The organism is Anaerohalosphaera lusitana (assembly GCF_002007645.1).
Classification (GTDB): Bacteria; Planctomycetota; Phycisphaerae; order Sedimentisphaerales; family Anaerohalosphaeraceae; genus Anaerohalosphaera; species Anaerohalosphaera lusitana.
This window is the reverse complement of the sequence record NZ_CP019791.1, coordinates 600,924-625,266: the sequence shown is the minus strand read 5'-3', so window position 1 is coordinate 625,266 and position 24,343 is coordinate 600,924. Positions and strand designations below refer to the sequence as shown.

The following is a 24,343-nucleotide window of genomic DNA, read 5'->3' as shown; positions in this document are numbered from 1 at the left end:
ATTGCATTATGACTACTTATATTTTTTGGAGGCCTCGAACATGAGCAAACTGTCAAAATCACTCTTAATCATCTCTATTCTGGCCGTTATCTGTCAGCCCAGCTTTGCAGGTGAATGGAAAAAGCTCTTCAACGGCGAAAACCTAGATGGTTGGGAACGGAAGAACGGCAAGGCCAAATATTACGCCGAGGACGGCGTGCTTGTCGGTCAGACCGTAGCAGGCCAGCCGAACAGCTTCCTGTGCACCACCGACACTTACTCGGACTTCATCCTGGAATATGAAATGAAGCTGGGCGGCGCGATCAACTCAGGCGTGCAGATCCGCAGTGAAAGCAAGCCCGAGTACGGTAACGGCAGGGTTCACGGCTACCAGGTCGAATGCGATCCCAGCGACCGCGCATGGAGCGGCGGCATCTATGACGAAGCAAGACGCGGCTGGCTGTACCCGCTCTACCGCGGACACGAAGGCCGGGCCGCGTTCAATCCAACGGGCTGGAACAAATTCCGCGTCGAAGCGGTAGGCCCGCACATCAAGACATTCGTGAACGGCGTACCCTGTGCGGACCTGGTCGACGACATGACCGCGGAAGGTTTTATTGGTCTGCAGGTCCACAGCGTACCCAAAAGGCATGACGGCATGAAGATCACCTGGCGTAATATCCGCATCATGACCGACGATCTCGAAGACGAACTCAGCGAAGACTATATGGCCATTCACCAGGTCAACCTCGTGCCGAACTACCTTTCCGAACGCGAAAAAGCCGAGGGCTGGAAGCTCCTCTGGGACGGCAAGACGACTGACGGCTGGCGCGGCGCAAAGCTCGACGACTTCCCCGAAAAGGGCTGGAAGATCGAAGACGGCGTACTGACTGTAATGCCCTCCGGCGGTGCTGAATCCGCATACGGCGGCGACATCGTCACGAGGAAAAAATACGGCGATTTCGAGCTTAAGGTCGACTTCAAGTTCACCAAGGGCGCGAACAGCGGTATCAAGTACTTCGTCGATCCCAAGCTCAACAAGGGTCCCGGCTCTGCGATCGGCTGTGAGTTCCAGATCCTTGACGATCGCAACCATCCCGATGCGAAGAAGGGTGTAAACGGGAACCGCACACTTGCGTCTCTGTACGATCTGATCCCGGCATGGAACCCCTGGGGCAAGCGTGAAAAACGCAACGGATGGAACCAGGCACGCATTCTGGCTGACGGCAAGCACGTTGAGCATTGGATGAACAATCTCATGATGCTCGAATACGAACGCTCAACCCAGATGTGGCGTGCACTCGTTGACTACAGCAAATACAAGGACTGGCCCGATTTCGGTGAAGCCGAAAAAGGCAATATCCTGCTGCAGGACCACGGCAACCTGGTACACTTCAGAAGCATTAAAATCAGGGAACTCAAATAGCTGACTTTCTTCCAATACACGAAAGGACAGATTTATGAATAGAAGAGATTTCATCAAATCCACAAGCGCAGCAACACTCGGTCTGGGTGTAATGGGCCTGGGCTCAGTAGCCAAAGCCGCGCCGAATGAAAAAGTGATCGTCGCTGTCGCGGGCATCCGCAGCCGGGGAAATTACCTGGCAAACAAATTCGCCGGCCTGAAGAACTGCGAAGTTAAATACGTCATTGACGTAGACAGCAGGTATCTGCCGAGCTGTGCGGCAGGCGTCGAAAAGACACAAGGTAAAAAGCCCCAGCAGATCAGCGACTTCCGCAAGGCCCTTGACGACAAAGACGTCGATGCAATCGTAATCGCGACACCCGACCACTGGCACGCACCGATGGGCATCGCTGCACTCAGCGCGGGCAAACATGTCTACGTAGAAAAGCCCTGCAGCCATAATCCCGCAGAAGGCGAGCTCTTCGTGGCTGCTCAGAAGAAATACGGCAAGGTCGTTCAGATGGGTAACCAGCGTCGTTCTATCGGCGCAACCCAGCGAATGATCAAAGAGATCCGCGACGGCGTCATCGGCAATCCTTATTTCGCACGCACATGGTACTCCAGAAATCGCAAACCCATCGGCTTCGGCAAGGAAGTGGATGTCCCAGATTACCTCGACTGGGACCTCTGGCAGGGACCGGCTGCGAGAACCGCATACCGCAGCAACGTGCATCCGTACAACTGGCACTGGTTCTGGCGCTGGGGCACGGGCGAAGCACTCAACAACGGTACACACGAACTGGACATCGCACGCTGGGCACTCGGCGTTGAATTTCCCACAAAGGTTACCAGTCTTGCAGGCCGATATGCATATCCTGACAAGGACGACTGGGAATGCTTTGACACGCAGAATATCTCCATCGAGTTCGGCGGCGATAAGCTGATCACATGGGAAGGCATCAGCGCGGGTAATACACCGATCAACAAGCAGGGCCGCGGCGTGATGATACTCGGCGACGAAGGCCAGATCGACTACTACGCCGACCGCTACGAAGTATTCGACAAGAACCACAATCTTGTCAATAAGGTCGATTCGGTGCAGGCTGACGAAAACGCCGACCAGACAGACACCACCGACCCAGGCCTGAAGGACAACCACGCGGGCAACTTCATCCAGGCCATCCGCGGCGTAGAAAAGGTCAACTCGCCAATCGACGAAGGTCACAAGAGCGTACTGCTCGGGCACCTCGGCAACATCGCTGCACGAACAGGTACCATGCTCGAATGCGACGCGGCTAACGGCCACATCAAGAACAACAAGACCGCTCAGGCACTGTGGTCTCGCGAATACGCACCGGGCTGGGAACCGAAGATATGATCTGATGATCAGTCCTGAAGCACTTTCAATGCCTCGCTCGGTTATCTGGGCGGGGCATTTTTTCTGCCACCCTGACGCTCAACGATCGCCCGCCCTCCGCCATTCAGCTCCACCTGCTAGCCGAAAATATCCTTCTTTCTGCGAAGCTCTGCAAATTCCTCCGCCGAACCCGCCTGCATGAAAAGATTTTCTCGTTTCTCACGGCCGATTGAGGAAGGCACCATATCTGCCTGCTTTGATATTTTCCGCAGCTCAGCCAGCCGCTTTTCATGAACCTTGCTGCCTGGTTCGACCTGCAGCGCAAATTCATAATTCTCGACGGTGTAATCGTGCCCCGGAAATACCAGCGTCTCGTCGGGCAGTTTTTTCAGTCGGCACAGCGAATCAAAGAAATCCCGGGCGGTCGCGCCAATGATCCTGCCGCACCCACCGATGAACATCGTGTCGCCGGTAAACAGAAGCGGCTGGGGGCGATCCAGTCCTGCGGGCACATAATAACAAACAGCCGACGAGGTATGCCCAGGCGTTCCGATGACAACGACCGGCGATCCCGGCAGCGCAAGCGTCTGCCCGTCGGTGATATCGCAGTCCGTCTCGCGGATCGCTGAACTGTCCGGCGAAAAAATCGTTGCGCCGGTCTCGGCCTTGAGCTTTTTAGCACCCGCGCTGTGGTCCCCATGTGAATGCGTGATCAGTACATGTGTCAGGTCCAGCGCATGTTTTTGCAAATTCTCAAGAACGACCCCCGCATCCCCCGGATCTACAACGAACACTCGTTGACCGTCGTAACGATACAAATAAATGTAATTATCCCCCAAAGCCGGCAATATGACCACGTTATGCATATAAAACTTTCGTCAAACCTCCATTCTTTATTTCCCGTCGAATCTAAAAAGCAATGCCAAAGCCTTGGTATCTGCCGCTCGGCTCCTGCTTGTGCATTTCACGATCTCGTATATGCGCTGCAAATGTCTCCTGCAGGTCCGCGATAAAATCCTGAATGTCGTCCGGATGCCCCTGGGCGAAAATTTCCACTGAACCGTCGGGCAGGTTCTTCACGTAGCCCTTGAGCTCGTACCGGTCAGCAATTCTACTGGCTGTGTACCGAAAACCAACCCCCTGCACACGCCCCTTGTATATGATCTTCTTGGCAGTATCGGCCATGTAGTACTCCTTCCGGACATAATGCCCCATCTGCATTCGCAAATTTGGGGCTTTTGGATCACATTTCAAAAAACTTAGCCAAACCTGCAAATAACTGTTGTCAATAAGCTACCTCGTTCGATTTAATAGTAACCTCGGTCATCCGGCCTGTAAAGGATAGACCGGCCCGGAAGAAAAAGCTTGCCATTTAAGGTGGATTTAATTGTAAGTATGAGCCAATTTCTGATAAAATTTTAGTGATTGTGTGAATATTGTTTTAGACGAAATCGGCTGCAGTCAGCTTCGCAGCCAAAACATAAGTGTAGTTGCGACAACAGATTAACTGAATGCTAGGCAAGACAAACGAAAATATAGAGCTGGACAAGATCCTTGATATGGCCACCATGGTCGCGGGCGACTTCAGTTTACAGGAGGTACTGGACCGACTTGCGGAAGCCGCCGTCAAGATCACCAGCACCACGGCATGTTCTATCCGCCTTCTCGATGAAGAAAGCGGAGACCTCGCCATGCGCAGTACTTACGGCCTGAGCGAATCCTGGCGAAACAAGGGACCCGTCACCCGCGAGGACCCTGTCGTCAAAGAAGCTTTCTCCGGACAGGCGGTCGTGCTCGATGATATGCGTGTAGACGGACGGTCACAGTATCCCCAGGCCATCGCAGACGAAGGGCTCGTCAGTCAGCTCACTGTCGCGATGACCTTCAAGAATAAACCTATCGGCGTACTCCGGCTCTACAGCCCGGAACCGCGACGGTTTGACGAAGACTCCGTCGCGATCGCGCGACTAGTGGCAACCCAGTGCGCAATTGCCATCACGAACGCAAAACTCTACAGCAGAGCGATCCGCGGCGCAAAAGTGTCCGAACAGATGCGGCTCGGCGCAGTCATCCAGAGGCGAATGATACCCAATCACGCACCGAAGATGTGCGGCCTCGATGTCGCTGCGACATATCAGCCGTGCTTCGAGATCGGCGGCGACCTGTACGACTTCATAAAGATCAACGATCACACAATCGCAATCGGCATCGCAGATGTCATAGGCAAGGGCATCCCCGCTGCGATGATGATGAGCCTGTTCCGAGGTGCATTTCGAGCGTATGCTGATAAGGCCTTCGAGAAACGCTCTATGAGTGAGATCGTAGACAAGCTCAACAAGGTCGCATACAAGGAATGCCGCAACGGCGAGTTCATCACGCTGTTTTTCGGCTACATTGACATTGACAAGATGGAAATGACCTACTGCAACTGCGGCCATGAGCCGGGCCTGCTGATGCGCGGCGGTAAGACCCGCGATCTCAACACCGGCGGACTGGTCCTTGGTGTGCTCGAAGACGCTCACTACGACATCGAGACCGTCAAACTGCAGGACCACGACAGTCTGCTGCTTTATACGGACGGCCTGATCGACGCGATGGACTTCGACGGCGAATTGTGGGGCAAGGAACGTATGCTCGAAGTACTCGACAAATGCGTCGACTGTTCCGCGGGCCAGCTCATCAAGAATCTGCTCGCATACCGCAGGCGCTTCGTGGGCCTGGCAAGTCAGGTCGACGATACCAGCCTGGTAGCGGTAAAGGTCAACACATGCGACTGCGACGAAAGCAGCTAACAGCCAACACGAAACGAATGATCGTCAAGCCGGTTTGCCCGGCACTGCCATAAACAACCGGAGCACAAATGGACAAACTGATCGTAACCATCGACGGACCTGCAGGCAGCGGCAAAAGTACCATCGCAAAACTGCTCGCCGAAAAACTCGACGCACGCTTTCTCGACACCGGCGCGATGTACCGCGCGGTAACGTTCGCCGCGATGCGCAAGAACGTTGATCTGCACGACGAGCAAGCCATCCTTTCGATGATCGCCGCTACCGAATTCGACTTCGAACGGACAGACGGGCCGATGACCGTACGCATCGACGGCGAGGACGTAAACAGCGACATCCGCACCTCGCACGTCACCTCGCACGTCAAATACATCGCCAACTCCCCTGCCGTCCGCTCAGAGCTCGTCCGTATGCAAAGGGAATACGCCCAGAAAGCACAGCGCATCGTCACCGAAGGCCGTGACCAGGGTACAGTTGTCTTTCCGGACGCGGACTACAAATTCTTCCTGACCGCCGATGCCCGCGAGCGCGCCCGCCGCCGCCTCAAGGACCTTGAAGCTGCAGGCGAAACAGTCGACCTGGACAAACTCCAGCAGCAGATCGAAACCCGCGACGCAGAGGATGAAAACAGAAAAGTAGGCGCACTCAAATGCGCATACGACGCAATGAAGATCGACAGCACAAAGCTGGACATCGAAGGCGTGGTTGCAGCCATTCTTGATCACATCCGCTGAGTCGGCGCCGCCGAAAAACGCCGGAAGACACCCAATACATCAATACGCTGCTATTCCTTCTTTTTGATCGGCCTCATGATCGATTCGATACCCGAATAGACCGTCGCACCGATCATCAGTGCGTAAACCGCCAGCGTGAACCAGTCGCCCCAGGCACGCTCCACGTACGCCCAACCGATGATCACCGTACCGATACCAAACGACTGCAAAAACATCTTCAGCTTGCCCGACGCTATCGCACCGAACTTTACCCCCCGAGATTCCGCGATCTGCCTGCGGATCGTTACCACTACCTCACGCAGAAAGATTATCCCTGCCGTACCCCACCGCAGAACATCAAGCGTACCCTCCGACCAGCCGAAAGCATCCAGCCGGGGCTGCTGCGCGATCGCGAAACAAACAAACGCCCCGATTACCAGAAACTTATCCGCAAGCGGGTCCGCAATCCTGCCGAACTTGCTCGTCACGTCATACATCCGCGCGATCTTACCGTCAACGATGTCCGTCAGCCCGGTCACCACGAAAAGTATGAACGTCACCAGCAGATAATTCGAACCAGGCTTCTCCCTGTCGCCCGCGATAATGATCATCGCCAGGAACACCACCGTCATCACCAGCCGACCCATCGTCAATGCGTTCGGCACATGCTTGATTATTCGCTTGTCGTTCTTATCCGCCACTTGATTTCCCGAATTATAATGTCACATCAGCAATGTCAGTTTATCGCAACTGCCGCGATATTCAACTATAAGCTCCGTTAAACTACGTCTGGACCGGCTCGACGACCAGGTCATAATCCTGCGTATCGATCACTTTCGCACGAACGAAATCGCCCGGCAGCGCGTCGCTGTTAATCACGATGCACACGCTGTCGATATGCGGTGCCTGCCCGTAATATCGGCCGATCTGCTGGCGCTCAGCCAGTGGCTCATCCACCAGGCACACAAGCTCTTTTCCGATGAGCTCCCGGCACTTCTCGAACGCAATATCCTGCTGCACCCGCATGATCTCGTCCGCCCGTTCCTGCCGAACAGACTCGCCCACCTGACCGGGCAGCTCAGCGGCCAGCGTACCCGGCTCCGGATAAAACGGAAAACATCCAAGCGCATCGAACTTCGCCCATTTAATAAAATCGAGCAGCTCCTCAAATTCTTTCTCACCCTCGCCCGGAAATCCCGTAATGACCGTCGTCCGCAGCACCACGTCCGGCATCGCCTTTCGCAGCTTTTCAACCAGTGCGACCGTCTTCTCCTTTGTATCCACACGCTTCATCGAGCGCAGGATATCGTTATTTATGTGCTGTATCGGCATGTCGACATAGTTGAGCACCTTCTCACTGGCCGCGATCCGCTCGATCAACTCGTCGTCCACCCCTGCCGGGTACAGATACATCAGCCTGATCCAGTCAAGTCCTTCGATTCCCTCCAGCCGATCGAGCAGCTTACTCAGCCCGTGAGCAACGCCCTTGTCCTTGCCGTAATAATTGCTGTCCTGCGCTATAACGCTCAGTTCGACCGCACCATTCTCGACCAGCTCCTGCGCCTCAGCAACCACAGCATCCTCATCCTTGCTGCGGAACATCCCGCGTATCGATGGTATTGTGCAGAACGAGCACTTGCGGTTGCAGCCCTCGCTGATCCGCAGATACGCCCAGTGGCCAGGCGTCACCAGCAGCCTGCCCCGATCGTCGCTGACCTTCTCGGGCAGCCTGCTAACCTGGTCGGACACCTTCTTGCCGCGACCGGCCGCCACATTGCGGATAACCTTCGCGATCTTGTCCCGCTCATCGAGCCCGACTATCGCGTCGATGCCCTTCACCTCATCAAGCAGCTCCTTACCCATCCGCTGCGCAAGACAACCGGCAACGACGACCCTGCGGACATGCCCCTTTTTCTTCTGGTCCACCGCCTGACAGATCGCGCCTATCGCCTCCTGTTTGGCCGGCTCGATAAAACCACACGTATTTATCACGACCACGTCCGCATTGTCCGGATCGCCGCTGAGCACAAAACCTTCCTGGCCCGCGTGTGCAAGCATTTTCTCGCTGTCCACAAGGTTCTTTGGGCACCCCAGTGCCACAAAACCCACACTTATCTGCTTTTGTTTCTTTCTCTTTGCCATAGCGATCCAGCATAGCATAAACCCCGCTTTCGGTCTACAAATTTAGAGCACCTTTCATTTTCCATCGCATCCTGCTGTTTTTTTGCACTATCTGACAACTTCGCCCAATAAAGCCCAAACCCCGGCGACTTTGTGATAAACTTTTGCCCCACGAGCCCTAAGGTTATATATTGTAAGCTCAAATATCACAACAGTTTCAGGAGAGTGTGTAATGTCAGTAAAACCCTGCCGAGAAAAATGGCCCGGCAAAATGACCGACCGCGAACGGTTCAACAACCAGATGCACTACAAACCCTTCGACCGCTGCTTCAACATGGAGTTCGGTTACTGGGACGAAAACTTCAAGGAATGGGACATCTTCGTCGAAAAGGGCATCAAAGATAACTCGCAGGCCCACGAATTCTTCAATTTCGACCGCATCGAACTGCACGAATACCCCTGGATGGTTCCGCCCTTCGAACAAAAGGTCGTAGAAGAGACCGAAGACAAAAAGATCATCATCAACCAGGACGGCCTGCTCGCCGAGGTGCCAAAAAACGACCAGACCACCATCCCGCACTTCATAAAATCCTCAATAACAACCCCCGAAGACTGGAAAAAGTGCAAAAACGAACGCCTCCGCCGAGACGACCCGGCCCGCAAACCCGACATCGAGGCCCTCAAGAAGCTCTACCCCGCCGACCGCGACTTCCCCGTCGGCATCTGGTGCGGCTCGATGATCGGAAAGATCCGCGATCTGCTTACCTTTGAGGGGCTTGCGTACGCGACCTTCGACCACCCGGGCATGATCGAGGACATGGTCGAAACCTGCTGCGTGCTCGTCGAAGATTATCTGGATGCGGTACTCGGCCATATCGACTTCGATTTCGCATGGGGCTGGGAGGACATCTGCTTCAAGTCCGGCCCGATCGTCTCTGTCGATTTCTTCAAGAAAGTAGTCGCCCCGCGATACAAACGCATAAACGAAAAACTCAAGGCCCACGGCATCGACATCTGGTTCACCGACTGCGACGGCGACATCCGGCCAATCCTGCCGACCCTGCTCGAATCGGGCATCAATACCATGTTCCCGTTCGAGGTCAACTGCTCCGGCCATCCCACCGAACTGCTCGCAGAATACGGCAAGGACCTTCGCATCATGGGCGGTTTTGACAAGATGGCTCTGGGCGAAGGACCCGACGCGATCAGATCCTACATGGAATCGCTGATCCCCTACGTCGAACGAGGCGGCTTCATCCCGTTCTGTGACCACCGCTGCCCGCCCAACGTCAAACCCGAAGACTACATCTTCTATCTTGATCTAAAGCAGAAAACCTTCGGCCAGCTCGACTAGAACCCTTGCTTAGGGCACTTTGAAACAACTTTTTTCAGTTCTTACCGTCTTATCAATACATTAGGCCCAGCACCGTAGAAACGGTCTGGGCCTTTGTTTTACCTACTTCCCCCCCATATTATGGGTGGCTAAGACACCAAAATATTCTTTTCCCCCGTATTATTACGTGAAGTCATTTGTTATTTAGCCGACATAATTAATAAGACACAGGAAACATGATGAACAAACAAGGCGGGATACACGCCCGTATTCAGGAGAGCGATTTCAATGGCACAAAGATCCATACTTGTCGTTGATGATAACGAAGAATTCACTGAGCTTGCGATGATGGCCCTTTCTGTGGGTCCATTCGACGTTCTGGAAGCCAATTCCGGCCCTGAAGCACTGAAAATCGCGAAAAAACACCGTCCAGACGCGATCCTTCTAGACGTGTCCATGCCCGACATGGACGGCCTGAAGGTCTTGGCAAAGCTCAAGAAGAACCGCAAGACGAAAGAGATCCCCGTTATCATGCTTACCGGCAAATCTAAGATCGAGGACCTCGACGCAGCTTTCGAGCTCGGCGCTAACGGCTATATAACCAAGCCAATCGAATTCGCTGACATGGTCAAGATCGTCGAATACAAGCTCGAAAAAGCTGCCGCCGAAGCCTGATCGACGCAGCATTTTTGACAAATTCACCAAAAAACTCCCCGCAGCAGTGGATCTATAAGTCACTGTCTGATATGCACTTGCGCAGCTTTCTTCCCATACGAAGTTGTTTTCACCCATTTTTTATGCTATAATTAAAGCGTCTGATGAGGCTCCTGGCTTCGTAGGACGGGTGAAAAACTGTATTCGTTATGAGGGAGAAAACGATGAAGAAGTTCTATCAGAAACACTGGATCCCGTTTATCATGACTAAGAAGAAGATTCTCATCCTAGCAGCAGCAAGCTATATTGCTCTGTGCTAAACGGGGGGAAATCGGCGACTTTCCCTGGGGCCGGCCAAAAACCGGCCCTTTTTCATGCGCACTCATGGCTGCTCATGCCTGTTTGAGATTGACTTATCACCCGGTTTTCGTTACTCTGACCGTATATTGTACACTTTTATACGCTTTTGCGGGGTAGACCATCATGATAATAGTTACTGGAGGCGCAGGCTTCATCGGCTCAGCGCTTGTCGCCGAACTCAATGCACAGAACCAGAATGACATCCTCATCGTCGACCGCCTGGAATCTGACGAAAAGTGGAAGAATCTTCGCAAACTCCGTTTCGCCGACTACGTCGAGGCCGACGACTTCTACGACATGCTCGCAGCAGGCGATATCGACTGGCCCGTCCAGGCCATTCTACACATGGGAGCTTGCTCGGATACCTGGGAAACTGACTGCTCGTATCTCGTCCGCAACAACTACGAATGCACCAAGGTCCTCGCCAACTGGGCCGTCGAAGAAGGCATCCGCTTCATATATGCTTCCAGCGCAGCAACTTACGGCAATGGCGAGCTCGGGTTCACCGACGACGAAGATACGATCGAGGACCTCAAGCCGCTCAACATGTACGGCTATTCCAAACAGCTTTTCGACCTCTGGGCCAAACGCACAGGCGTGCTCGAAAATATCGTCGGCCTGAAATACTTCAACGTCTTCGGCCCCAACGAATACCACAAGGGAAGCATGCGCAGCTTCATCATCAAGGCCTACGAACAGATCCGCGACACGGACCAGGTCAAGCTCTTCAAGTCATACCACCCCGACTACGCGGACGGCGAACAGAGACGTGACTTCGTCTACATCAAGGACGCCGTCGATATGACCCTCTTCTTCCTGGCAAACCCCGACGTCAACGGCCTTTACAACGTCGGCACCGGCAACGCCCGCACATGGGTGGACCTGGCAAACGCCGTCTTCGCCGCAATGGATAAGAAACCGAAAATCGAATTCATCGACATGCCCGACCACCTCCGCGAAAAATACCAGTACTTCACCCAGGCCGACATGCAGAAGCTCTCGCACGCAGACTATAAGCTCGACCCCACCTCCCTCGAAGACGCCATAACTGACTACGTGCAGAACTATCTCCAAAAGGATGAGTTCCTCGGAGCCTGATCATGCCCCACCAAGCAAAAGACAAAACGACCGAACACGCACTCGAAAAGAAGTACCCGGCCAGCGTCCTCAAGGCGGCAGACAGGTTCCTCGCGCGCTCGCACCTAACGCTTGGCGAACTCACCCGCCCGCAGGCTGAACTGCTCCTGCAGCATTTTCGCAGCAAGTCGAATCTCAAGTGGTTCGTCATCATCGCGATCATCATAATCGCAATCGCGGGCTCAGCGACGACACTGGCTGCAGCCCTGCTGCCGCAGACGCTCAACGAGCTGATAAAGAACCAGCCCCAGCCGGAAATGATACAGAGACTCGCCTTCGGCGCTGCCGCCACCGGCGCGGTCATCGCACTGGTCCTGTTCTCAGCAGCCATCGCGATCACCACCACCGTCGGTGAAATCGTACGTGCACGTCACACAACCCGCATCATCGAAGAATTTCTGCCCAGGCGAAATGACTGACCGACCCCGAACGCTAATACTCAACGAGGACCGGATCGACCGCGACCTTGATACGGCCATTCGCGAACTGCTCTCACGTTGCTTCCCGCACCGCAAGCCCCTGTTCAGCCGCTCCCGCATCCTCGGCGACAACACACCGGCCTTCACAGTCGTGATCCTCGCAGGCACTCTACCCATCGCGCACCTGGCAGCCGTCGACCGCACCATCACCGCTGGCGGTGAGCCCTTCCGCGTCGCGGGCATCGCAAACGTCTGCGTCGACTCGCCCTTCCGCAAGCAGGGCCTTGCGGGCAGAATGCTCGATACTGCGATGCAGCACGCAATGAAACTCGGCTTCGACTTCGGCATGCTCTTCTGCCAGGGGCACGTCGTAAACACCTACCTACGCAACGGCTGGCAAGATATCCCGCCCGCACCCATCACCTACATCGACCACGGCACAAAAAAACAGATCCCCCCAAACCGCCACCGCCTATACTACCCACTAAACAAGACCACCTTTCCCCCGGGCCCCATAAACCTGCAAACAAACCGCTGGTGAAAGCATTTTCGCCAAATGTACACTGAACAAAATATAGCCCTTGACGAATATACATTGAAAGCTATAATATAAGTATGTGGGAAGTGGAGTTCACAGACGAATTTGAGAAATGGTGGCAAACTCTGGACGTCAAGCAACAGGAAGATGTTCTGGTCAGTGTCGAGTTGCTCAGGAATCTTGGTCCGCATCTTGCCCGGCCTTATGCCGACACAGTCAAGGGTTCCAAACACAAGAATATGAAGGAACTAAGAACTCAAAGCAAGGGCAGACCTCTGCGTACTTTTTATGCTTTCGATCCGAGACGATACGCAGTACTGCTGCTGGGCGGCGACAAAAAGGGAAACAGTAGATTTTACCAGCAACTTATCAACAAGGCTGACCAAATTTATGATCGGCACTTGAATGATATAAAGAAAAAGGGGTGAACCGTGGCACGTAAATTTTCAGAACTCGAAAAACGTATGGATCCTGAAAGCGTCAAACGAGCTAAGGCCCGAGCCAGGGAAGAAATGGCTCAGATGCTCTTGGCCGAGATCCGAAAAGAAACAGGCATCACGCAGGAAAATCTCGCCAAAAGCATGGGAATCAAACAGCCAAGCCTTTCCAAGTTGGAGTCACAGCGTGACATGCAGATAAGCACGCTGCGAAGGCTAATCGAGGCTCTGGGCGGCAAACTCGAACTGATCGCCCACATGCCCGAGGGCGACATAAAGATAAGTCAATTTTGACAGACAGGTGGCAGCACTAATCATCCAACCAGTTCTCCGCAAATACTCTCAGATCCGGAAGCCCGACCGTGCCGTTGGCATCGAGATCGCACCTGCCGTCAAACCCCGGCTGCCCTTTTGACAGCAGCCACGTATCCGCGAGCAATGCATAGTCACTGAAACTCACCCCGTCCGGACAGGCAAAATCCCCAGAAGCAAACTCCCACCACAACCCTGGATAATCCACACCATCAACACAAATCCGCCAAACATCCTCCGTCCCATTAGCATCCTCCCCAACAAAATCCCAACCAGCGTCTGTAAACGTAGCCCGCATCTGCATCTCGGCAGTAGTTAAACCAACCCCGCCGGCACTGGTCGTAATCCCCGAAGCCTCAACATCCCAGAAACTGCCCGTAACAGTCCCGTTGTCAGAAGTACACAAACCGCCCATCTCGAGGCCATTCGCAAGAGCTACGGCACTGAAACAATTGATGATGCTGCCCTCGTTACGCATACACAAACCCCCTATTTCATTCGTGCGGGGTTTACATTCTATCTGCCCTTCCACGTAGCTGTCCTCGATCTCTCCATAGTTGGTACCACAAATGCCTCCAGCATAAGTCTCATAACTAGTCATCTTGACACTAGCAGCACAGTTTCGAATGACTCCAGCGTTTGCTCGGCATAAACCACCCAAAACATTTCCTCTTATGGTGCCGCTCACATAACAGTTTTCGATAACACCCCAATTAACGCTGCAAACGCCGCCAACGGTCTCCCATCCTATCCTGCATGCTGCCAGCGAGAGATCTTTTACGACCCCGCTGCTGTCTATTGATGAAAACAACCCGCCGTAGTCAGTATTCATATCTAAATTATGAATCTTGTAGCTATTCCCATAGAAGTGTCCCGCAAATTGATCGTTCAGAACAGGATCGGGATAGCGAAAACCGTTTTCCATGAACACATCCGCAGTCATCATATAGCAAGCCGCAAAATCAATGACAGAATCGAGATCCGCCTGGCACGCCAGCTCGTATGGATTCGCCTGCGAACCATCGCCATTGCTGCCTGATGAAACATAAATGTCAATCGGAAGCGATTTGCTGACGTATCCTTTGATCGAAGCCGATACACCCGCAACTATGTCCGGCTCAATTGTCATGCTGCCGACATATTGCGTGCTGCCGACGGTCAAACCGGCTTCTGCTAGCTTTGTCTGGGCCTGGGCCAAAGTCAATCCTGTTACGTCAGTCACCTCCGCAGCATCAGTATTCTGCCATGCAAACTTCGGATAGTCACCTTCAGGCAGATACCACCCGGACAGGCCTGTCTCAAAATCTGCGAATTCCCACCACACGCTTTCAAAATATGTCGCCAGGCTTTTCATTTCAGCAGTCGATTTCCCGATTCCGCCTGCACTGGTAGTTATCCCGGATGTTTCAACGTCCCAGAAGCAGTCACTAATTGGGTATCCGTTGTGCTGTCCACAGAGCCCGCCGATGTCCACTGTCCCAGTGACAGTACCTGTTGAGTAGCAGGCCCGGAGATTGCCATTATTTACTCCGCACAACCCTCCTGCAATTTCGTCTGTTTCGACCTTGCCTGTCGCATAACTCCCAGTGATTGACCCAGCATTTAGACCGCACAATCCGCCGACCTTCAGCAAGCCCTTGACGTTGCCCGACGCAAAACAGTTTTTGATATAGTCCCCATTGGCCCCGCAAAGCCCACCCACATTACTTTCGCCGACAACATCACCGCTTGCGTAGCTGTCCACTATGATCCCATTAGTGCTTCCGTAATAATTGCCTCCGCAAAGCCCGCCTACCTTCTCCCCACCTTCGACATCGCCCAGTGCATAGCAGGCTTTTATAGTACCCCCGTCATTTTTACCACAGATTCCGCCTGCCTCAGAGAGTCGGCCACGTACTGTGCATTGAGCAGAACTTTCTAGAATCGTCCCTCTGTTGATCCCGCAGATGCCGCCTACCTGGTTGCTACCTTCTATTCTACCGCTGACGTAACAAGATTTAATTGCTCCTTCGTTTATTGAACATAAGCCTCCCGCCCGGCTATACCCAGTGCCGTCCACATTTTCCAAATGCAGATTTCGGACTGTTCCTGACGATCCGATCAGACCGAACAGACCCCAGTTATAGCTGTAAGAAAATCTCAAGTTAATTAACTTGTAAGAATGACCGTCAAAAAAACCGGTAAAAGGCGTCCCCTGAAAGTCAGCCACAGAGCGATCTGTGTCCGGAGCGATCACCGCCCTATCATAAACCGTTCCCGCCAGATCAATATCCGTATCCAGCCGCGTATGCCCGGCCCAGTAGCTCGAATCTGCCGCAAACTCGTCAAAGTCCGCCCGCGATTCTATTCGCCACGGGTCGGCCTCCGTTCCGCTGCCGGGCAAGGCGGCGAAAGCGTTAGCTGAAATTGTAAATACTGCTGCGACAACTAGAAATCTGGCAATGAGCTGCATCGATAACTTCCTCCGAACAGGTAAAATGTTGCAAACTCGCGAAACATGAATAAACACGTACGGATTATACCGAATTGCCTCAACAAAAACAAGAAAATCGTTCGTTTTTGCCATGTTTTCTGGTTCCAGGACATATCTTCTCACCTGCGGCGAACTACCAATCCCGATTTTTCGTAATTATATTTGCGTTCTGTCGATTGATTTGTATGTTTTACTGGATCAATAGAACGCAAAAGCTTTGCAAACTGAGGTTGGAGAACCGAAAATGACCGAAGAAATAAACATTTACCGCGAAAACGATATGCCGGCCGACATCGACGCCCGCATCCGCCAGTATCTCGCCGATGCCTTCCCGCACCGTCACGACGACTTCCTCCGCTCCCGCACACTCCGCCGGAACGTGCCCTTTTACACCGTCGTGCTCGAAATTGACGGCGACCCCGTCGCACACGTCCAGGTCATGGACCGCACCATCGACGTCGGCGGAGCACCGGTCAACGTCGCGGGCATCGGCAATGTCTACGTGGCCCCCGCACACCGCGGCAAGGGCTATTCCGACAGGGTCATGCGAGTAGCGATGGAAGAGGCAGACAGGCTCGGCTTCGACTTCGGCATGCTCTTCGTGATCACCCCCATCAAAAAAGTCTACGAACGCACCGGCTGGATCGAAATTTCCCCACGCAAATTCATGCACATCCACCAGGGCGAAGAACTCGAGGTCCCAACAGAACGCCACCGCATGTTCTACCCCCTCAAGTCAAAAGAATTCCCGCCCGGCGACGTAAACCTCCAGGGCGACCGCTGGTAGCTTTTACAGCCCGACCCGAACCAAACCCGGGCGGCTCTTCAAATCTAAAACAAAAAACGGCTGCAGTATCCCACCAAAAGGAACCGCAGCCGTTTCTATATTACTGCAAATTGCCGCACGCAAGATCAGTTGCCGCCGATCGAAAAACTATTCAAGCCAGTTCTCCACAAACACGGTCAGATCGCCAAGACCTACCGTGCCGTCCGCATCGAGATCGCTCCTGCTGTCAAAGCCCGGCTGACCTTCCGACAGCAGCCACGTATCCGCTAGCAGGGCATAGTCACTGAAACTCACACCGTCCGGGCAGGCAAAATCCCCAGCAGCAAACTCCCACCACAACCGCGGATAATCCACCCCGTCAACACACATCCGCCAGACGTCCGCCGTCCCATTGGCATTCTCCCCAACAAAATCCCAGCCAGCATCCGTAAAAGTAGACCGCGTCTGCATCTCGGCAGTAGTTAAACCGATCCCACCAATACTAAAAGCTGAGTCCACCATCTCAACGTTCCAGAAATTAGCGAATGTCGTACCGAGATTGCCTACGCAGAAACCTCCCTTGCGATCTCCGGTCAAACTACAAGCCGAATAAGATTTTGAGATATTCCCGCCATCATTAAGTGCACAGAAACCCCCAACTAAATCTTCCCCAGAAACTGATCCACTGGCATAACAGTTATTAATATCTGACAGGTTTAGTGCACAAAACCCACCAGCATAATCGTAATCTGCTGAGACTTCACCATCAAAATAGCTTGCTGCAATACTGGCGTCATTTAAATTATAGCCGCAAAAACCGCCGACGTATTTGTCACCTGTAACAAGGCCTGTTGCATAGCAGTTTCTTATTTCACTATTGCTGTTTGACCCGCAAAATCCCCCCACTTTTGAGCGCCCAGATACATTTACATTAGCAAAGGACCACTTGATAAGTCCCTGATTCCTTCCGCAAAAACCGCCTGTATGATCATAAAATGTAATCACGGAACCTGTGGCGTAACAGTCTGCAATATTGCCATCAGAGCTATTATGTCCGCAGAACCCACCGATATAAGGACCTCTCAGGGTGTTCTCCACTAAACCAGATGTATAGCTTTTAGTAATGGTTCCCTTATTGAGTCCGCAAAGGCCTCCTGTAAAACTGTAACCATCAACTGCACCAGTAGCAAAACAGTTGTTTATAGTACCCTCGTTCAGTCCACACAACCCGCCGTTACGCGGATCAGATGTGATTACTCTCGCAGTGGAACTACTTTTCTCGATAAGACCTTTATTTATTCCGCAAAGCCCACCCAAAGTAACGCCAATCCATACTTTACCGCTAGAATGACAATTGCTTACCGTGCCTTCATTCAACCCGCATAAGCCCCCAATAAAGGTCCCTTCGTGCTTGCCCCCAATAAGTGCGTAATCAATACCGAGGTTATCTACTCGGCCGGACAAAGCTATGAATCCGAACAAGCCAAGATAATTTGATTCTTCTGAAATTTTCAGGAAGTAAACCGAATAACCATTCCCATCAAAAGAACCCGTAAATGCCTCCCCGTCAAACTGTTCGGTACATCCATCCGCATCAGCCGCAATGACAGCCGATGTGTACAGGGTTTCATAATTCATGAAAATATCAGAGACCATTCTATAATTGGCTGTCATATCATTATTGACCGCTTCCAAGTCCGCTTGGCATGCTATACCATATGGAGCATCTACGGTACCATCCCCATTATTGCCTTTTGAAATATATATCTTTATTGGCATTGAAGCTTCTATATATCCTCCCCCAAGTACCGATAACCCGGTCATCTGCCCCTCAGGCACAGTTTTGCTATCCACATATACTGTTTCGACACTAAATCCCGCATCAGACAATCGATTCTGTACTTCGGACCACGTCCCGTCATTCACCGGAACCTGGGTTGTATCTGGCACCTCCCAATTATGTATTGGGTAGCCATTTTTGGGTATGAACCAGCCTGGTGCACCTTTTTGTAGGTTGCAAAACGTCCAACCCGCATTCTCAAATGTTGACCGGTTTTGCAAATCTGCCGTGGTCAAACCCTGTCCACCACCATTCGTATCCTCGACCCCTGAACTCTCAATGTCCCAGAAACAATCCTGAGTGTTTATTCTGCTCCCGTCACAAAATCCATAAACCAGTTCGGCCCCTGTCACCTCACATGTAGAGTAGCTATTATAGATGTATCCCGAGGAGGCAGAAAAACCAGCTACATCGCGGTTACCTGTAACCAAACCGTTTGCGTAGCAGTCCCTCACCGAATCAAAACCACTAGTTAATCCGCAAAAACCACCCACATTCTCATTACCTGTGACGGTAGAATTTGAATGCGAGCTTCTTATTGTCCCATAATTGCACCCACAAAATCCTCCGACTAATTTACTGCCGTTTACATGACCTTCCGCATAGCAGTTAACAATTTCAGCGGTAGTATTTCCACACAAGCCGCCCACCGAAATTCCGCCATTTATTTCGCCGGTAGAGCTACAATCACTGATCGTACCATCGTAAGCGTTGCCACAAAGTCCTCCAACGTTATCATTTCCCGTCACAGTTCCACTGGTGACGCAGTTTCTTACCAAGCCTCTGTTTGCCCCACATATGACACCACAGTTATTGTTGCCGGTTATTGTGGCATTCTCGACAGTCACCTCCTTTACTTGCCCTTCCGGCCCAATATCGTCGAATAATCCTACTGAATTCTTACCAACCTGCTCAATGGTCACATTCATTAGATTATGGCCATTACCATCAAAAACACCGCTAAATGTACCAAGCTCGCCAATGGGCCTTAAAGGAACTCCCTGCATGTCAATATCAGACATCAGTTGAATGTGTGAATTTAAAACAACTGCGTAGGTACTTAAGCAGGCTAAATCTGAAGGCCCGCAGATCTGGTACGGATCTTCCGAAGTCCCCGAACCAGCCAGAGGTATTACAGCTTCTGGAACTGCTGGATAACCCCGACTTTCCCAGACAAGTCGAGGGTAATCCTCTCCATCACTCATGACCCACCCTGAATCCGACCACCCCGCATTTTGAAAATTATAAAGCGATTTCATTTCCTGCGTACTCAGGCCTTTGCCGCCGAAACTATTTACCAGGCCCGAAGTTTCCACATCCCAAAAGCTGGCAACGATATTTTTTTCGACAAAGTTATAACCGCAAAGACCACCATCTTTTTCATATGCTGATTCAACATGCCCCGAAGAGTAACAGTCGGTTATTGTTCCACTGTTTGAACCGCACAAACCGCCAATGAATGAATAACCCTCTATATCGCCTGACGAATAACACGTCTGTATCTCGCCATAATTTGAACCGCAGATACCACCGACTGAATTTTCTCCGCTGACGCTTACCGTTGACAAACACATCCTGATCGAACCGTAATTGCGTCCACAGACACCCGCCACATCTTCAGTATATGAACTTACACTGCCTTGTACTTTGCAGCCAATGATCAGCCCACTATTCTTGCCACACAAGCCGCCAACAGGCTTATGAGCTTGGCGAATGTCTACATCTACCCGGCAATAGCTGATAGTGCCACCGTCATTTGAAGCACACAATGCTCCTACAACTTCGTAGCCGCTGACATTGCATCCTTGTAAATTGATATTCTTGATCTCTGCATCTGCTCCCTCAATCTTTCCGAACAGACCAACGTAGTCCCAGTGAGCAGCACCAAGGTTTAGATTCTCAATGGTATGGTTAGCACCATTGAAATTACCGGTAAAAGCAATAGCACCAAACTGATCGTCAAGCTGCCCGTCATCCGGCGCAATAACCGCCTGCGTATAAACCGTCCCCGCCAGATCAATATCCGTCTCAAGTCGCGTATGTCCTGCCCAATAGCTGCTATCTGCCGCGAACTCGTCGAAATCCGCCCGCGACTCTATCCGCCAGGGGTCGGCCGCCGTTCCGCTGCCGGGCAAGGCGGGGAAAGCGTTAACTGAAGTTGTAAAGACTACTGCGACAACTAGAAATTTGGCAATTAGCTGCATCGATAACTTCCTCCGAACAGGTAAAAACTCCGCAAATACGAAAACATGAATAAACACGTACGGATTATACCGAATTGCCTTATCAAAAACAAGAAAATCGTTCGTTTTTGCCATGTTTTATCCGCTCAGCTTCCAGGAACAGCTTTATCACCAACCTGTCTGCCGTGAAATCCTCAAAAAAGTTTCCGTGAATTCCGCAGATTTTTAACCTTGCCGTCGGCCGAAAGTGTGCGATACTGGAACAATAGAGGCATTTGAGGCTGCCGCGGTACGGTCGGCTTCGCGAAAAACCAAAAGAGGTTTCCAATTGATGGGAGGGATCATGGACACTTACCTTTACCTTTCGGTCATACCCGAATCACTCGTGATGAGCATGCTGGGGCCGGAGGAATTCGGCACGTATCTGGCCGTGGGCACGCAGAAACGCTCCAAGGAACACGCCATCTTCTTCGAGCTCGACAAGGACTTTAAAAGCGACTACTTCGACCTCGACGCCGCCCGCGAAAAGTGCAAGCCCCACGACAACGGCGAGCCCAAGCACTCGGTATACGTCTCGATCTACCGCGTCCTCGAACACATCCCGCTCGACGCGGTCAAGGACATCTACCTCGTGACAAATGACGGCCGAGTCCTCAAACTCCCCCAAGCTTCCGTCCCTTCATTCGACGCGAAATACCATCTTTACCAGGAGCTCGCGCCGGTCCATCCGCTGATCGCCAGCAACCTGCATCCGCCGGACTTCCGCAAATTCATCACCGACCCCTCCACAGGCTTCTCGGTCCCGAAGATATGCTTCGTCGACCTGCGTCTTGGTGACCTCGCCGAAGACTGCAACGGCTCGGTCCGCGACCTGCCGTACAAAAACATAGAACATCTGCGCGACTGCCTCGCAAACCTGGGCAAAGACAAAAACACCAAGACCGTCGACCGCATCTTTCCCCAGCACGTGCCCTACCGCATGGTCGCCTCCGGCTTCTACCTGGGCGATCAGCAGAACATGCTCTTCTACCCGTTCCCAACAGAAGAACAGTTCCGCGACAAATACCACGACTGGTGGAGATCCGCAACGCTGTTCTAAACCCAAACAAACAAACCACAACCACCATCACCCGAACGGCGGGAGTCACACAAGGCTCCCGCCATCCACTGACAAACCACCTTTTCGGCCTCACCGCTGGCTGAATTTCCAACCGCATTAACTCCTCTTATCGCTTGCCCCCGCACCCTGCCTTCGTTATAATGCCAACTTCTTTATAATCACAACCTTACGTCAATAAGCAGGTAAGAGGAAACAATGCAAGACCCGATCGCACAACAGATAGAGCTGCTCAAACGCGGCACGGTGGAAATTTACCGCGAATCCGAACTGGCCCAGCGCCTCACCGAGGCCGCCAAAGAGGGCAAACAGCTCCGGATAAAGCTCGGCATGGACCCGACCGCCCCGGACATCCACCTCGGCCACACCGTCGTGCTCCGTAAACTACGCCAGTTCCAGGACTTAGGCCACAAAGCCGTACTCATTATCGGCGACTACACCGCGCGTATAGGCGACCCAACCGGCCAGAACACAACGCGCCCGATGCTCACAGGCGAAGAGATCAAATCCAACGCCCAGACATACTTCGACCAGGCGGGCCGCATCCTCGACACCAGCCCCGATAAGTGCGAGATCCGCTACAACAGCGAATGGCTCGCCGACCTGGCACTGGCAGACGTGATAAAACTCACCGCCTCGATGACAGTAGCCCGCATGCTCGAACGCGACACATTTGACATCCGCTACAAAAAAGGCGACGCAATCGGCATACATGAGTTCCTCTACCCGCTCATGCAGGGCCAGGACTCCGTCGCCATCAAATCCGATGTCGAGCTCGGCGGCACCGACCAGACGTTCAACAACCTCGTCGGCCGAACCCTTCAGCGAAATGACGGCCAGCCGCCCCAGATCGTCATCACCATGCCGATCCTGGTGGGTCTCGACGGCGTTCAGAAAATGAGCAAATCCAAGGGCAACTACATCGGAGTAACCGACGCACCGGCCGACATGTTCGGCAAGGTCATGTCGATCGGCGACGACCTCATGGAAAACTACTTCACCCTGCTGACCGATGTACCAAAAGACAAAATAGCCGAGCTAACCGACCCTGCAAAGACACATCCTAAGGAAGCCAAGGTCCTGCTCGGAAAGGCCATCGTTGAGCAGTTCTACGACGCCGAAGAAGCGACCAAGGCCGCCGAAGCATTTGAAAAGCTCTTCGCCCAGAAGCAGGTCCCGGACGATATGCCCCAGGTCCGCACCCCTGCCGACGAAATTACTCTGGCAAAATTGCTTCAGCACTGCAATCTTGTGAACAGCGGCGGCGAGGCCAAACGTATGATAAAACAGTCAGCCGTCAGCATCGACGGCGAAAAGATCACCGACCCCCAGTATCCGGTCACCCCCACTGACGATATGATAGTCAGGGTCGGAAAACGTAAATTTGCAAAACTTGTTGTCAATTAAGAGGTTACGATGAAACTCGCTCATGTCGAAAACCCGACAAAATATAAAGGCCTGTACATAATCGACTACGGCGACCACTCGTCCATCGGCTATACCGCCGACGAAGTCGCGCAGATACTCGAAAGCGAACAGTACGCAAACGTCAAGGTCTACAAGATACGCAGGGCATATCCCGACGGCCAAATGGAGCTCAAAGGCGTCCCAGCCGAGACGTTCCACCTGGAAATGGGGATGTTCTTCTACGCTCACAACGAGAAGATCGCCCGCAAACAGTACGACCGGCTCATTGAAGACACGCAAACGCACCCGGCCCCCGCAAGAGCGGTTGTGCAGCTTGCAAAACTCGACGCACAGACATACGTCACGGCCCTGATCTTCCCAGCCGAGCACAACGACGAATTCAGTTCCTGGCTGATCGACTGCGACTACAGAACCACCGGCCAGGTCACCGGCGGCGTCAGCGCACTGATCGAATACCGCAGCCGCGGACCGCAGATCATCGAAAGCACCCAGCTCCACGCACCAGACCGCCAGGACAGACCAGCCGAAGAACTGTTCGCCAAAACAGGTGAGGCAGTACAGAGATAGTTCGAAAGCGGATCGCATGAAGATCTACAGCAGCAAAAATCGAACGAAAAAAGGCCTGCTACTTGGCGGCTTGATCGGCCTGCTAGGCCCTTTGTTCACCCGCAAACCCAAACCCACACAAAGTGACCTGCAAAAAGCCGACTTCCGCACCTCTACCCGCAAGATGGGCCTGAACTTCACCGATAAGCTCCGCAACCACTTCCGCACACAGTGGCTTCGTAAAAACTGATCAGATCTTCCCTGGCACAAAACCTGTTCTTATCATATCAGCTTCAACGCTGGACATGCAGCGCATACTTCCGTATAATTGCTGCAGGCGTAAGCGGGCAGTATATTGGCACCTGATCCATCCGAATAGCGGATATCCCAGGAACGATTTGCCCGATCCGATACTTCCTTATGAAATCGAGTGGAG

At 52.8% G+C, this 24,343-nt stretch carries 22 protein-coding genes; 16 read left to right on the top strand and 6 right to left on the bottom strand.

Features of this window, described 5'->3' with window-relative positions; translation table 11 throughout:
- Positions 1 to 40: 40 nt before the first annotated feature.
- Together STSP2_RS02715 and STSP2_RS02710 are read left to right on the top strand one after the other, a co-directional pair.
- Positions 41 to 1,405 carry a 3-keto-disaccharide hydrolase gene (locus tag STSP2_RS02715; RefSeq protein WP_146659637.1) on the top strand — a complete coding sequence of 455 codons (1,365 nt, stop codon included), beginning with the start codon at positions 41 to 43 and terminating at the stop codon, positions 1,403 to 1,405.
- Positions 1,406 to 1,439: 34 nt separating this feature from the next.
- Complete coding sequence (locus STSP2_RS02710; RefSeq protein ID WP_146659635.1) at positions 1,440 to 2,762, top strand: Gfo/Idh/MocA family protein; 1,323 nt, start codon at positions 1,440 to 1,442, stop codon at positions 2,760 to 2,762.
- A 116-nt stretch (positions 2,763 to 2,878) separates the two neighbouring features.
- On the opposite strand, the gene gloB is transcribed toward STSP2_RS02710, so the two are convergent.
- Together gloB and STSP2_RS02700 are read right to left on the bottom strand one after the other, a co-directional pair.
- Positions 2,879 to 3,607, bottom strand: coding sequence for a hydroxyacylglutathione hydrolase (gene gloB, locus STSP2_RS02705; protein ID WP_146659633.1), 729 nt, complete (start codon positions 3,605 to 3,607; stop codon positions 2,879 to 2,881).
- A gap of 43 nt (positions 3,608 to 3,650) precedes the next feature.
- On the bottom strand, positions 3,651 to 3,926 hold the full coding sequence (locus tag STSP2_RS02700; protein ID WP_169852928.1) for an acylphosphatase: 276 nt from the start codon (positions 3,924 to 3,926) through the stop codon (positions 3,651 to 3,653).
- A gap of 326 nt (positions 3,927 to 4,252) precedes the next feature.
- Between STSP2_RS02700 and STSP2_RS02695 the strand changes: the two genes are divergently transcribed.
- Both STSP2_RS02695 and cmk read left to right on the top strand, forming a co-directional pair.
- Complete coding sequence (locus STSP2_RS02695; protein ID WP_146659629.1) at positions 4,253 to 5,533, top strand: PP2C family protein-serine/threonine phosphatase; 1,281 nt, start codon at positions 4,253 to 4,255, stop codon at positions 5,531 to 5,533.
- 68 nt (positions 5,534 to 5,601) lie between these two features.
- Complete coding sequence (gene cmk, locus STSP2_RS02690; protein ID WP_205847970.1) at positions 5,602 to 6,264, top strand: (d)CMP kinase; 663 nt, start codon at positions 5,602 to 5,604, stop codon at positions 6,262 to 6,264.
- A 50-nt stretch (positions 6,265 to 6,314) separates the two neighbouring features.
- On the opposite strand, the gene STSP2_RS02685 is transcribed toward cmk, so the two are convergent.
- Positions 6,315 to 6,944 carry a CDP-alcohol phosphatidyltransferase family protein gene (locus STSP2_RS02685; protein WP_146659627.1) on the bottom strand — a complete coding sequence of 210 codons (630 nt, stop codon included), beginning with the start codon at positions 6,942 to 6,944 and terminating at the stop codon, positions 6,315 to 6,317.
- A gap of 82 nt (positions 6,945 to 7,026) precedes the next feature.
- Positions 7,027 to 8,385, bottom strand: a complete 1,359-nt coding sequence (gene rimO / locus STSP2_RS02680) for a 30S ribosomal protein S12 methylthiotransferase RimO (protein ID WP_169852927.1) — start codon at positions 8,383 to 8,385, stop codon at positions 7,027 to 7,029.
- 211 nt (positions 8,386 to 8,596) lie between these two features.
- Here rimO and STSP2_RS02675 point away from each other — a divergent pair, with 211 nt between their 5' ends.
- From STSP2_RS02675 to STSP2_RS02645, 7 genes are all read left to right on the top strand, one after another.
- Positions 8,597 to 9,718 carry a uroporphyrinogen decarboxylase family protein gene (locus STSP2_RS02675; RefSeq protein ID WP_146659623.1) on the top strand — a complete coding sequence of 374 codons (1,122 nt, stop codon included), beginning with the start codon at positions 8,597 to 8,599 and terminating at the stop codon, positions 9,716 to 9,718.
- A gap of 267 nt (positions 9,719 to 9,985) precedes the next feature.
- A complete protein-coding gene (locus STSP2_RS02670) occupies positions 9,986 to 10,372 on the top strand; it encodes a response regulator (protein WP_146659621.1) in 387 nt (128 codons plus the stop codon).
- Between the two features lie 462 nt (positions 10,373 to 10,834).
- Positions 10,835 to 11,809: an ADP-glyceromanno-heptose 6-epimerase gene (rfaD, locus tag STSP2_RS02665; RefSeq protein WP_146659619.1), complete on the top strand. Its 975-nt coding sequence runs from the start codon at positions 10,835 to 10,837 to the stop codon at positions 11,807 to 11,809.
- Between the two features lie 2 nt (positions 11,810 to 11,811).
- Entirely contained in the window at positions 11,812 to 12,267 is a 456-nt protein-coding gene (locus STSP2_RS02660; RefSeq protein WP_146659617.1) for a hypothetical protein, read from the top strand.
- Positions 12,260 to 12,808, top strand: coding sequence for a GNAT family N-acetyltransferase (locus tag STSP2_RS02655; RefSeq protein ID WP_146659615.1), 549 nt, complete (start codon positions 12,260 to 12,262; stop codon positions 12,806 to 12,808). Before STSP2_RS02660 ends, STSP2_RS02655 begins: the two co-directional genes overlap by 8 nt.
- A gap of 74 nt (positions 12,809 to 12,882) precedes the next feature.
- The gene (locus STSP2_RS02650; protein WP_146659613.1) at positions 12,883 to 13,233 is read left to right on the top strand and encodes a type II toxin-antitoxin system RelE/ParE family toxin; all 351 of its coding nucleotides are present in this window, start codon (positions 12,883 to 12,885) and stop codon (positions 13,231 to 13,233) included.
- A 3-nt stretch (positions 13,234 to 13,236) separates the two neighbouring features.
- Positions 13,237 to 13,536 carry a helix-turn-helix domain-containing protein gene (locus STSP2_RS02645; RefSeq protein ID WP_146659611.1) on the top strand — a complete coding sequence of 100 codons (300 nt, stop codon included), beginning with the start codon at positions 13,237 to 13,239 and terminating at the stop codon, positions 13,534 to 13,536.
- Between the two features lie 16 nt (positions 13,537 to 13,552).
- Here the strand turns inward: STSP2_RS02645 and STSP2_RS02640 are convergent, their stop codons facing one another.
- Positions 13,553 to 16,006, bottom strand: coding sequence for a PASTA domain-containing protein (locus STSP2_RS02640; protein ID WP_169852926.1), 2,454 nt, complete (start codon positions 16,004 to 16,006; stop codon positions 13,553 to 13,555).
- 265 nt (positions 16,007 to 16,271) lie between these two features.
- Between STSP2_RS02640 and STSP2_RS02635 the strand changes: the two genes are divergently transcribed.
- Positions 16,272 to 16,814 (top strand): GNAT family N-acetyltransferase, encoded by a 543-nt coding sequence (locus tag STSP2_RS02635; protein ID WP_146659607.1) that lies wholly within the window; start codon positions 16,272 to 16,274, stop codon positions 16,812 to 16,814.
- Positions 16,815 to 16,961: 147 nt separating this feature from the next.
- On the opposite strand, the gene STSP2_RS02630 is transcribed toward STSP2_RS02635, so the two are convergent.
- Entirely contained in the window at positions 16,962 to 20,951 is a 3,990-nt protein-coding gene (locus STSP2_RS02630) for a GLUG motif-containing protein (protein ID WP_146659605.1), read from the bottom strand.
- A 208-nt stretch (positions 20,952 to 21,159) separates the two neighbouring features.
- On the opposite strand from STSP2_RS02630, the gene STSP2_RS02625 reads away from it, so the two are divergent.
- The 4 genes from STSP2_RS02625 (at position 21,160) to STSP2_RS02610 (ending at position 24,157) form a co-directional block, all read left to right on the top strand.
- Positions 21,160 to 21,915 carry a hypothetical protein gene (locus STSP2_RS02625; protein WP_146659603.1) on the top strand — a complete coding sequence of 252 codons (756 nt, stop codon included), beginning with the start codon at positions 21,160 to 21,162 and terminating at the stop codon, positions 21,913 to 21,915.
- Positions 21,916 to 22,131: 216 nt separating this feature from the next.
- On the top strand, positions 22,132 to 23,340 hold the full coding sequence (tyrS, locus tag STSP2_RS02620) for a tyrosine--tRNA ligase (protein WP_146659601.1): 1,209 nt from the start codon (positions 22,132 to 22,134) through the stop codon (positions 23,338 to 23,340).
- Positions 23,341 to 23,349: 9 nt separating this feature from the next.
- Entirely contained in the window at positions 23,350 to 23,928 is a 579-nt protein-coding gene (locus tag STSP2_RS02615; RefSeq protein WP_146659599.1) for a hypothetical protein, read from the top strand.
- A gap of 16 nt (positions 23,929 to 23,944) precedes the next feature.
- Complete coding sequence (locus STSP2_RS02610; RefSeq protein ID WP_146659598.1) at positions 23,945 to 24,157, top strand: hypothetical protein; 213 nt, start codon at positions 23,945 to 23,947, stop codon at positions 24,155 to 24,157.
- Positions 24,158 to 24,343 lie beyond the last annotated feature (186 nt).